This is a genomic window from Aneurinibacillus tyrosinisolvens, from assembly GCF_001015055.1.
Taxonomy (GTDB): domain Bacteria; phylum Bacillota; class Bacilli; order Aneurinibacillales; family Aneurinibacillaceae; genus Aneurinibacillus_A; species Aneurinibacillus_A tyrosinisolvens.
The window spans coordinates 1-11,342 of record NZ_BBWZ01000077.1 but is presented as its reverse complement, the minus strand read 5'-3'; the positions used below and the strand labels follow the sequence as shown (position 1 = coordinate 11,342).

At 38.4% G+C, this 11,342-nt stretch carries 8 protein-coding genes and 2 pseudogenes; 6 read left to right on the top strand and 4 right to left on the bottom strand.

Translation table 11 applies throughout. The annotated features are described in order from the left end of the window. A pseudogene (locus MBEAL2_RS31465) lies at positions 1-180 on the bottom strand (ISL3 family transposase); the annotation flags it as partial. A gap of 54 nt (positions 181-234) precedes the next feature. Here MBEAL2_RS31465 and MBEAL2_RS27550 point away from each other — a divergent pair. Further along, on the top strand, positions 235-1,923 hold the full coding sequence (locus MBEAL2_RS27550; RefSeq protein WP_052948068.1) for a peptidoglycan D,D-transpeptidase FtsI family protein: 1,689 nt from the start codon (positions 235-237) through the stop codon (positions 1,921-1,923). A 22-nt stretch (positions 1,924-1,945) separates the two neighbouring features. On the opposite strand, the gene MBEAL2_RS27545 is transcribed toward MBEAL2_RS27550, so the two are convergent. Next, positions 1,946-3,328, bottom strand: coding sequence for a chloride channel protein (locus tag MBEAL2_RS27545; RefSeq protein WP_052948067.1), 1,383 nt, complete (start codon positions 3,326-3,328; stop codon positions 1,946-1,948). Between the two features lie 209 nt (positions 3,329-3,537). Beyond that, positions 3,538-4,341, bottom strand: a complete 804-nt coding sequence (modA, locus tag MBEAL2_RS27540; protein ID WP_047155404.1) for a molybdate ABC transporter substrate-binding protein — start codon at positions 4,339-4,341, stop codon at positions 3,538-3,540. 584 nt (positions 4,342-4,925) lie between these two features. Here modA and MBEAL2_RS27535 point away from each other — a divergent pair. Together MBEAL2_RS27535 and MBEAL2_RS27530 are read left to right on the top strand one after the other, a co-directional pair. Beyond that, on the top strand, positions 4,926-5,537 hold the full coding sequence (locus MBEAL2_RS27535; RefSeq protein WP_047155403.1) for a DUF421 domain-containing protein: 612 nt from the start codon (positions 4,926-4,928) through the stop codon (positions 5,535-5,537). 105 nt (positions 5,538-5,642) lie between these two features. After that, complete coding sequence (locus MBEAL2_RS27530) at positions 5,643-6,347, top strand: 2OG-Fe(II) oxygenase (protein ID WP_047155402.1); 705 nt, start codon at positions 5,643-5,645, stop codon at positions 6,345-6,347. Between the two features lie 1,594 nt (positions 6,348-7,941). Here the strand turns inward: MBEAL2_RS27530 and MBEAL2_RS27520 are convergent. Beyond that, the gene (locus MBEAL2_RS27520) at positions 7,942-9,120 is read right to left on the bottom strand and encodes an RNA-guided endonuclease InsQ/TnpB family protein (RefSeq protein ID WP_047155400.1); all 1,179 of its coding nucleotides are present in this window, start codon (positions 9,118-9,120) and stop codon (positions 7,942-7,944) included. A 928-nt stretch (positions 9,121-10,048) separates the two neighbouring features. Between MBEAL2_RS27520 and MBEAL2_RS27515 the strand changes: the two genes are divergently transcribed. The 3 genes and pseudogenes from MBEAL2_RS27515 to MBEAL2_RS27505 all read left to right on the top strand — a co-directional run. Next, complete coding sequence (locus MBEAL2_RS27515; RefSeq protein ID WP_047155399.1) at positions 10,049-10,324, top strand: DUF2642 domain-containing protein; 276 nt, start codon at positions 10,049-10,051, stop codon at positions 10,322-10,324. Between the two features lie 318 nt (positions 10,325-10,642). Continuing rightward, positions 10,643-10,852: a hypothetical protein gene (locus tag MBEAL2_RS27510; RefSeq protein ID WP_047155398.1), complete on the top strand. Its 210-nt coding sequence runs from the start codon at positions 10,643-10,645 to the stop codon at positions 10,850-10,852. Positions 10,853-11,162: 310 nt separating this feature from the next. Further along, positions 11,163-11,342: pseudogene (locus MBEAL2_RS27505) on the top strand (IS110 family transposase); the annotation flags it as partial.

Sequence of the window (11,342 nt, the reverse complement as noted above, 5' to 3'; positions counted from 1 at the left end):
CCTTACTTTGCGTTCATAAGAAATCCCCCGAAGAGTCACGGAAAGAGACTGACAATAGGGGCATGGCTGAACAGGAACCGTCGGTTCCACTTCCATAATAAACTCCTCATTGTCTATATGCAGATCCTTCACTTCTAATTCTGGTATCTGGAGTAAAGAATTGATATACTGAAAGGGCATCTGTATAACCTCGCTTTGTTGGTTGTTCGCACTTTCAACATAGCAGATATACAGATGTTTTTCTATTTATTAATAAAAGCAAGGACATTTTATGGTGTTGAGCCAGATTTAAAGTATGATTTATCACAAAAAGAAATTGCTTATCTGGCGGCACATCGTACTGAGTTTACTAGCATCGATGTTTTAACTCAACCTGTTCGTGTTTATGATCCAAAACAGGTAGCAGTACAGGCCATTGGTTACGTTCGTCCATTCAACGTGGCGGATAATGAAGGCAATGAATATTACCGTTCTCATAAAGAACTCTATTTACCGGATCAAATGATTGGTTATGATGGAATTGAACGTACATATGAAGAACAGCTGCGAGGAGAAAATGGGTATCGTAAATATGAGGTAGCAGCGAATCAGAGCATCATAAGAAAGATTCAAGAAGTACCTCCAAAACAAGGGGATAATTTGTATCTTACCATTGATCAGCGTGTACAGTTGGAAACGAGGGACTTTATAAAAAACTTTCTACCGACCCTGCGTGCAACTAGCCGAAATGCTTCTAATGCAAAGAATGCGTATGCTGTAGCCATGGAAGTGAAAACTGGAAAAGTGGTTGCTATGGTCAGTTATCCCGAATATAATCCGAATATTTGGGTATCAGGGCTTGACCAAGAAACGTACAATAAGAATCAATATTCTTTTACAAACGGTACCATCCGCAGTGCGCCGCATGATGTACGCCCGAAAACGGGGAAAGCAGCGATTAAGGAAAATTACAAACATCCTTCTTCTATTGTTCCAGCGGGGTCAGCTATAAAGCCTTCTACGATATTGATGGGATTGTCTGAGGGCGTCATCCATCCAAGAGAATACTGGTCTGACCCTGGAGCGTACCGGTATGGTGGCACTTCAGATGTCATTCATAATGACAGCCACCATAACTATGGAGTGATGGATCCACGGCTGGCCCTTAAATATTCATCCAATACGTATATGGCCATGGTTGGTGACAGGTTAGCCCAGAAGAATAAGAAGAATTCGATTCCTCTTCTACAAAATTACTTGCACGCCTTCGGTCTTGGTATAAAAACCAGGATCGATTTGCCAGGGGAATATGCGGGAACTGAAGATTTCTTGGTAATGAATGCAAAGTATGGACCATTAGCAGCTATGGTTCAATCCTCCTTTGGGCAACAGGGGCGTTATACTGCGATGCAGCTTGCTCAATACACTGCAACCCTTGCCAATAATGGAGTTCGTTTACGGCCTCAGCTTGTTGAGCGTATTACAGATAGGGAGAACAAAGTAGTACGCTCATTCAAATCAGAAATTTTAAGCACGTTAACAGAGCCTCAATCTTATTGGAATACTGTTCGGGAAGGAATGGTTATGGTTACTCAACCGGGAGGAACAGCCGCAGGTGTATTTGCTGGTTTTCCTTATCAGATTGCTGCCAAAACAGGAACCTCCCAACAGGATATTTACGTGCCAGATTCCATTGATTTTTCGAAGAAGGTAAACTGGCACAAGTATAGCCAGGTTAACAATGGGGTTTTTATTTCTTACGCGCCAGCCAATAATCCAAAGTTAGCCGTTGCGGTCGTTGTACCGGAAGGAGGATATGGTGCATCATCCGCAGGACGGATTGCTCGTGCTATTTTCGACATTTATGATAAGTACGTTGGTTTAGGTCCAACAGATAAACCATACAATTCTGCTATACTAAAAAGCCCATCTAACGGCAATTGAATTTTGAGAATAACGGAACAAGCTAACTTGTTTTCTGGGGAGGCATTACTGGCTCCTCTTTTTTTAATTTTTTTCGCTTCAGTTTTCTTAATAGGGCATATGAAATGTGAATATTGGTTTCTTGTTCGAGCGAAATGTTTTTCTCGATATGGATCCAGGAAGACTTCCCACTTGAGACCATTTGGCTTGGATATACACTTCGATGTCCTATTATCATATAGGCTACTACACTCGTGGTAAATAGAAAAATACCGACATCGCCTCCAAACAATTCCACACCCATAACAAATGCAGAGATTGGCGTGTTAGATCCAGATGCAACAACGGCTACCATGCCAACTGCAGCCCCTAGCGCTGGATTAATGTGAAACAGGTGCCCCAACGCATTACCCGCGGTTGCTCCAATGACAAAGAGCGGGGTTACAATTCCACCGCTAAAGCCGGAAGCAAGAGTAATCGCAACAAAAAGGATTTTCCAAAAGAACGCTAGATAAGAAACAGAATGACCCTCTAATGCCGTATCCAATAGAGGAATGCTTAGCCCCAGGTAATCAGTTGGAATAAATAAAATCATGAAGGATAAAAGGAATCCTCCAATCATAGGTAACGCTGGTTTCCACTTCAGATAATTTTCAAGTAAGCGGAAGGTTTTCTGAAACCACTCGAATATCTCAATGAAAATCCATGAAATAACACCACATAAAAGACCGATTCCAATCATTTTAATAAAAAGGATTTCGGAGAAGGGGGTATTATGAGTAAAGGGAAAATATGTATAAGAAATCCCTAAACTTTGGCTAATCTCATACGAGGTGATTCCGGAAATAAAACAAGGGAGAATCATTTCATACATTAAACCACCAATCGCTAGAACTTCGATTCCGAAGATAGCCCCTGCAAGCGGAGTGCCAAATACACTTGCAAACCCAGCGCTAATTCCACAAATGACCAATTTTTTGCGGTCTTGTTCGTTTAACCGGATAATATCAGCGAATGAGGAGGCCATTGCTCCACCGATTTGTGCGCATGGCCCTTCTTTGCCGGCTGATCCGCCGCAAGCAAGAGTAACGATTGTGGCCAGCGCTTTAATAGGGGCTACTTTTGCATTAATTTTTCCGTTTTGTTCATGTACAGCCATAATTACGGCTTCCGTGCCATGGCCGGCAGCGTCCGGAGCCCCATAGCGAATTAATAAACCTGTAATAAGCCCTCCAAGGGGGAGAAGAATGAATTGGATAAGAAAAGGAAGATGAGAGGTTTTATCCGAAGCATATTGTAATAAGTTCAAAAACAGGCTGGTAGTAGTTCCTACAATAATTCCTGTTAACGAAGCCAGTATAAACCAACGAAAAAGAGCAGCGAACATAATGAAGGGCTCGCTATACATATGTCTTTTTTGATTCATTTTTATTCCCTCTTACTTTTTGTTTTTTGTTCTATATATTTTAAGCTGTTTTCTTCTAGATTGTGCCATCGCAATCGGAAAGAAGGTTTGAACAGAAAAAAGATCCATAGGGGGCATGGATCTTTTTTCAGGTCCTTATTATACCGAATACAAGCTGGATATAACTATTGTAACAAAAACACCTACCAAAAAATAAGGGGAATTATGCTCTATTCAAAACCATATTTCTTTAAAATTGCTTTTCCTTTTTCACTAGATAAATAAGAAATAAACAAATTTCCCTCATTAGGATGCTGAGAACTCGCAATAATTGCCTCTGGATAAACAATCGGTTTATGTAATTGAGAGTTTGCAGTGGCCAATACCTTTACCTTTTGCGAGATAAGCGCGTCGCTGGCATATACCACTCCTAATTCAGCATTATTTGATTCTACATACGTAAGAACTTGTCGTACATTATTCCCTAAAACAAATTTGCTTTGCAGTTTGTCCCACAAGTTTAGTTTTTCAAATACTTCTTTTGTATATCTTCCAGCTGGGACACTTTCAGGTTCTCCGATGGCCACCTGCTTCACTTTTTTTGGCTGAATACTTTCAAACGATGGAATGTTGAGCGAACTCTCTTTGTTTGTAATAAGAACAAGTTCATTTTTTGCGAAATCGACACGAGAACCCTGCAGGATTAAATTTTTTTCTTCAAGTTGATCCATGTATTTCTCACTGGCAGAAAGGAAAACATCCGCAGGGGCTCCCTGTTCTATTTGTTGGGCCAATTTGCCCGAACTTCCGAAGCTGTAGGTTAACCTAATGTCTGGATGGTCCTGTTCAAATGAAGCTTTAACTTCTTTTAGTACATCCATTAAGCTTGCGGCTGCCGAGACCATAAGTTCTACTTTTTGACCGGAAGCAGAAGTTGACGAGGTAGACACTTCTGTTTTTTCATTGCTTGAGCACCCTAAAGGAATAAACAATAAAAGGAGTACAAATACTAGAAGTTTAAATTTTTTATACATACTATATCTCCTGCTACTTAAATTATTGGTATTGTATGATGCAAGTGAGCTTAGCAAGTGTGTGGATTTGCAACTGTTTTTTTATTGATTCTTATCCAACGTATTTTCACTCATAACTTTATAGCTAGCCGTTTTAATCGAGTTGTTCTCACGTAAAGTATCACGGACATCTGTGCTGCTTGTGGCATCAGAATCTACAAGTAGGAGAACTTTTCCCTCATTTAGATAAGAAGGCGTATATAACAGCTTCATCTTCTGAGATACCTGCTCCCATTAGCCCGCCAGTTAATATGCCCGCTCCAACGCCTATGGTGGCACCTGATAATAATGTTCTTTTTATTGTATCCACGCTGTTTTAAGCCTTGAATGGCTTCAATTGCCTCTTGTACTGTAGTAAATACGGCTACAACTTTTGTGTTTATATTTTTTACCTCCTATTACAACGCTGACGATAATTGAACAATATGTTATTCCCTTTCTCCTTACCTCTCTTTTTCATTCTTTAACCGTACGTTTGCTTTCCTGTCGAATGTATAAAGAATCCTTTTCATTTCCCATAATGGTAAATAAAAAAGGAGATTCAAATGAGTTTAAACTTGATTTGGCAAACGGTCCTAATATTTCTTGTCGGTGTCTTTTTACTGCGAATTGGTGGGCGAAAAACCCTTTCACAGATGACAATGCCGGAAACGGTCATTATGATCGCTCTTGGTACTTTGCTTATTCAACCTGTGGCAGGGAAAGGACTCTGGGTTACATTCGTGGTAGCAGCAGTGTTAATTCTTGTATTGCTTGCGTCAGAATATATTCAGTTAAAATCGGATAGGCTTGAAACCCTGATTTCTGGTCAGGCGGTTACCATCATTGAAAATGGAAAGATAAATGTAAAAAACTTAAGCAAGATCCGCTTAACGGTAGATAAATTAGAGTCTAGACTGCGTCAGGTTGGAGTTGCAAAGGTTGATGATGTACAATCGGCCACGTTGGAGGTTAACGGACAATTAGGATATCAATTAAAACCGGAAAAGCAAGCGGCCACAAAAAAAGACATTCAAAATCTTATGGAGCTTATTGAAAAACGATTACCGAATGGTCGAAATTTCAATCAAACCAAACCACAGGAACCACAAGAAAATATCTTTACTGAAGTAGAGAATAAAGGACACCGTAATCCTCCACCTGAACAGCTGCAGTAGTCGTAACTTTGCAATTGCGTTTAGCATCTTAAATCAAAGCAATTGCTTGATTCATTTTGCCTAATTTTTATATCCAATCGTTCAACAATAAGGAGATTTGAAAAAATGGATATTCCCAGTCGGATTTCTAATTTAAATTGGATGAAGTTAAAGGAAGAAATCAATGATAAAGGATTTGTAATTACAGCACCTTTGCTTAATAAAATCGAATGTAATCAATTAATCCATTTATATCAGAAGGATGAACTATATAGAAACCAAATCAACATGTCTCATTATCGTTTTGGGGACGGAGAGTACAAGTACTATGGTGACCCTTTGCCACCAATAATAGAGGAGCTTAGAAAGGGGATGTACCCCAATCTTGCAGAAGTTGCAAATAGCTGGAGTGAGTCACTTAAAACGGGAGTAAGATACCCGTTAAATTTAGAAGACTTTTTATTAGAATGTGCAGGTTCAAATCAAACGAAACCCACTCCTTTAATTCTTCGATATGAGGAAGGGGGGTATAATTGTCTTCATCAAGATTTATATGGTGATAAATATTTTCCATTCCAAGTCGTTTTCTTATTGAGTAACGAAAACGACTTTACAGGCGGAGAGTTTTTGCTTGTGGAACAAAGACCGAGAGCCCAATCTAGAGGATTTGTTATTACATTAAAACAAGGGGAGGGCCTTGTATTCCCAACCAATTTCAAGCCCTCCCATGGAAAACGAGGTTATTATCGCGTCAAGATGCGTCATGGGGTCTCAACTATTCATTCTGGAACTAGATATACACTAGGAGTTATTTTCCACAATGCAGAGTGAAATAAAATCTGGTCACGGAACAAGAAAGCAACTACCAGATGAAAAGGCCTCATCAAAAAAGGTAAGTAAAAACAAGAAGGCTGGCAAAGATAAGGGGAGTGTTAAACGTCTAAGAGGATCAAAACCAATCCGGCGGGAATATTCTCCCTTGACTTCATGCATAGAAATGGCAAGCATAATGTTATCACGATTCACGTCGACAATTAACCCATTAAATAAAAAAGAGCAGTCACCCGCTCCTCTATAGCGATTTCCGTACCTGTGTTACATGGTATTGAGATAAAATTTTGTGGACGGTTCCACAACGAGGGCAAGTCACTTCGAGTTCACGAATCTCATTAAATTCTCGTTCTACACCAAGCCATTCAAATTTTCTGTTACAAGAGGTACATCTTTTACTTTCATAAGATGCCATTATGAATCCCCGCTTCGTTTTTATAATGGTTAATAAATGGTAACAAAGAATAGTATAGCAAGGTTTATATTAAACTATAAAGTAGAATGTTTTTACATTTTTCGTCATTGTCTGTGGTTCCCCGATAAAGCGTGTCCTATGGGGATATAAAATGACCAACGTTAAGTAATCAAAATAAATTTTATTTATTGTGTTAAAAATTGATACGTATCTTGTTTATCGTTGGTAAAAAATAGTGAGAGTTAAGTAAAGAAAGAATGTTAGGGGATATTCCTCATATGGCACTCGTGAAGAGTGCAGCGTAATCATTTGTTTTCTGGGAGTTAATCAGGTGTATGGAAATTTGAAAGATATAGTAAACATTTGAAGCACAGATTAGTCAGTATTACTACGGGCAATGACCCTGTCGGGCAGCATCACTGACATCCACCTCATGGAAAGGTTGGACGAAGGAATTTAGGAGCGAAGACTCTGTGAGACATGGGAGGGTTGACCTCCATGAGAAACGTGGACATCCATAAGTGCAACTATAGGTTAACTTAATATCCACTTTTTGGATGGAAGTGGCTAGGTAGGTATGACTTTTTTGCCCTCTAGCTCTAAAAATATCCTTTACTTCCTCCTCATTCCAATGAGTAAACATCTACTAAACCTGAATAACTCCGAAATCCTGAGAAAACAAGAGAAAACAAGATAAAACATGAGATATGCGTTTTATCATAGAGGGAGTATAGCGTAGTTAGTAGAGTAAAGTTTACAGTACAATTTAACTGGGTTCATATTAACAAAACGTGAAAAATATAGACTAAAACATGTGGAAAAACGGAGCAATCCTGCGAAAAACAGAGCATATTTCTAAAAAACAAGAATTATTTTACTATTTCCCAAACATGAAAAACCCAAAAACGGATGATTTTGACCGAATTTCAGGTTTTGGTGTTTAACTGATTTATCATAATGATAGTTATCAGACGTTGCTTGACATCCTCCCTCACCTACACTCCATTTAGAGGTGGGGGATTCCCACGTCTACCTTCGGTAGATAGGATTATCAGTTACCGTTACCTCGATTCAGTCCCGTCCTAGAAGTAGGTCGTGATGCGACGGGTAGAACGTCATCAGCTAGGTGTACAGCACAGTCAGGTGCCTTATGAGAAGTATCGAGCTTCGCACAGCAGCTTACGCTGCGGGGTTGTCTTCGTTGACAATGGATGGTCTGCTTGCAATGTTGAAAGATGCGTTGATATCTGCATTTTCTTTATGTCCACAAGAAGAGCATTTGTATACGTCTTTTCGACGGTTTGATTTTTTAATGGTATGGCATTTTGAGCATTCTTGGGAGGTTTTATATGGATTCACTTTTTGCACTGATAGCTCGGCTAACATGGCTTTATAGGTTAATTTCGACTCTAAGTCATAGAATGCCCATGAGTTTACGTTCCTGTCAGAGCGCTTCCAAAACTTTTTCATGGAACGAATGCCTGATAGGTCCTCAATTTTAATCATCGAAGCTCCACATTCTAATGCAAATTCAACCATTCGTTTGGAAATTACATGATTCCAGTATTTATTAATACGTTGTTCTTTATCCTCTAGTTGTTTTAAAGCCTTTGTATTTTTCGCTTTTTGAAGTTTATGCCGAAGGCGTGAAAACTTCCTTCGAATATGACCCATCTGTTTCCCATTAAAAGTGATGTACTTTCCAGTTTCGGGATTACCAGCAACGGCTACTAATCGTAATCCGCGATCTACGCCAATGGATTTTTCTGCTTTATTCTTTTCTTTTAACTCAAAAGAAAGAGAAAAAGAAAAATACCAGTGTTCCTTTTTATAGTAAAGTTGGGCACTCCCTTTTTTTGCCTTAGAAATCTCTTCAAAAGCAGATTGAAAGTATTTACTTTCCTTATCCATTTCTCCGGTTAAATAGTAATTCACCCAAAAAAGGGAATAGGCATTTACTTTCACTGGCACATATTTATCCATCGTGAGATTGCCTTCCTCAACGGTTGGGATTCCGACTTTCAAATATCCATTATCAAACCGTAGTTGCCAATTTTGATTATTAAAGAGAATAGAAATCTTTTCTTTAAAAGAAGGAAAACCTTTGGTTTTCTTGTTTTTCTTCCAATCCTGGTAGCGACTCAACGCCAATTTCCTTGCTTCTTGGTGCAAGGTAGAAGGAAGTTCGATTTCACTTAACAATCGGTCAATCTCTGATTTTTTTAATTTTGGGTTGTCCTTTTTCAACTCAAGAACTTTATTGCATGCCAAAGAAAAACGTGAACGCATCGTTTCATACATTTCTTCTTTTGTTTTTGTAGGTTCAAACAATGGCAATTTAATGGATAGTGTTGGCACATTTTTCACCTCCTGATGCCATTATATAGAAACGAACGTTCGCAAACAATCGCTTTTTTACCAAAAAAAGCGATTCATCCCCCGCTTACTTCACTACGTTTCGTTGAAGTGGGGGTTTTCTCGCTAAAAATAGATAAAAAAAGGCAGCCAACCATACACTTGTTCACCTATCTTTGTGTACTTTATACCATCACTTTTATTTATCTTGGTTTGAGTATAAGTATTCACAAAGAAAGGAAATAAATAGTTGGATGCTGAATACTATTCTACATTGTGTCGACATCATCTTCAGCGTTATGTACGGATAACGACGACAGAAGGTAAAATTTACGATGGATTGATTATCGACGTTGAACATCAAAATGTTATCCTTGCCGTTTCTACGTATGAAGTAAAGGGAGAAGACTCCCGTCAAGTTGGTTTTAATCCTCTTAGACGTTTAACTTTTCCCTTGTCTCTGCTAGCCTCCTTGTTCTTACTTCTCTTTTTTGGTGGAGCATTTCTCATCTGATAAGCGCTTTCTCGTTTCTCTGATGGGAGAAAGAAAAAACAAAGAAAAGGATAAAAAAGCCGTTTGTTTTAGTGCGAAACGGCTTTTGCTTTACATAGTAAAGGTTATCAAAAATCATTGGGATTTCATGCACCAAGATGTAGAACTAGAATAACCTGATAAGGCAAATCTTGCGCTGAGTTTGCTGTTGTATGCTGCTGTAAACACCAAAGAAACCTCTCTGTCATTCTCAGAAGGGCTTCTTTGGTGTTTACATATCTAATGTCATCAAATAGCAGCCAAACCATTTAAAGAAACAAAATATAGGTCATGTAATAAAAAATAAAAGGATACTTAAGCAATTTGGGTATTTGCCTTAGTTCATCCCCCTATATTCTGCATATATTTCTATCATGGCTAAAAATTAAGGAGGTAAACATGAATCATCCATATTATTACCGTTATGTTTATCCTGTATCCGAACAGATTGAATATGTACCTGAACAAAGAGAATCCATTCCCAGGAATACTGTGACATTCACGAAACAACTTCTGAATAATTTGCAGCAGCGAAGAGGAAGGGAAATATCCGTTGCGACTCCAGTTGAAACCATTAGAGGAACATTAGAAGAGGTTTTCCCTGATCACATTTTAGTATCAAATGAAGGAGAACATTATCAAATTAGGCTTGAGGGGATTATCTATATTAGTTAAAAACAGAAAAAATATAAATAAAAACATAGCACATCCAGAGCCACAGGTAAAAGGTAATTAACATCCAATCCAACAAAAAGTGCATAGAATACAAAGAACAACATAATATAGAAAAGTCACGTTCTATTCAAAAGTTGCTTCTTTCTTGGTGTTGTGTAGGGTGTTTTATAAAGGGGTGAACAATTGGTTCACCCTTTTTTTATTTCAAGCTAATAGTTATTGGACATTACAACTAAAAAAAGGTACATGTCTAACACTTGTCATTACTTGTTTACATAGTATGGAATTAAATATTATGCGGAAGGGATTAAGAAATTTATGGAACATGATAACGGAAATCAAGATTCACATTTCAAAGAAGAAGATAAACATTTAATTATATTATTAGATGAAATCAATGAAATGCTCAACCAAGAAATGGATCATTTTAAAGTACAAGGAAATCTTATACAAGTAGCACAGCTTCAATCAGTAAAAGATCTTCTTCAAGCAAAGTTCACCAATCTTTTTATGAGGTTTAATGGCTAACTAAATAATTCAATTGCCTGTTATCCTTGTCTTTCTAATTAACGTAACGAGCGTTATCTGACGCTGCTTAGCGTATGTTTTCCACTTTTTTAGTATGACCTTCAATTTAAAGTTATTGTGCTCCCATGTAAGAACGAATTTTTCTTACATCATCTGTGGTGCCGCGTCCTGCGGTATGGATGGCTAACGGGCAGCATTCCTGTAATAAAGAAAACTGCGGTTTGATCCAAAAAGAGCCCTCTTGGTATGATACGAGGTGTCCAAAGCTGCAGCGCAAGGACCCTTAATTGATAGCCGAGGAGGACTCCCAATGAATTATAACCAAAATCGAAAGATTGCTCAAATTACTTCTAAAACATTAATCGTCGGTGTGGATATCGCTAAATCAAAGCACGTTGCACGTGCGCAAGACTATAGAGGGATGGAGTTTGGCGCCCCTCTTTCCTTTGAAAATACAAAAGCTGGCTTTGATTCTTTTCTCAATTGGATA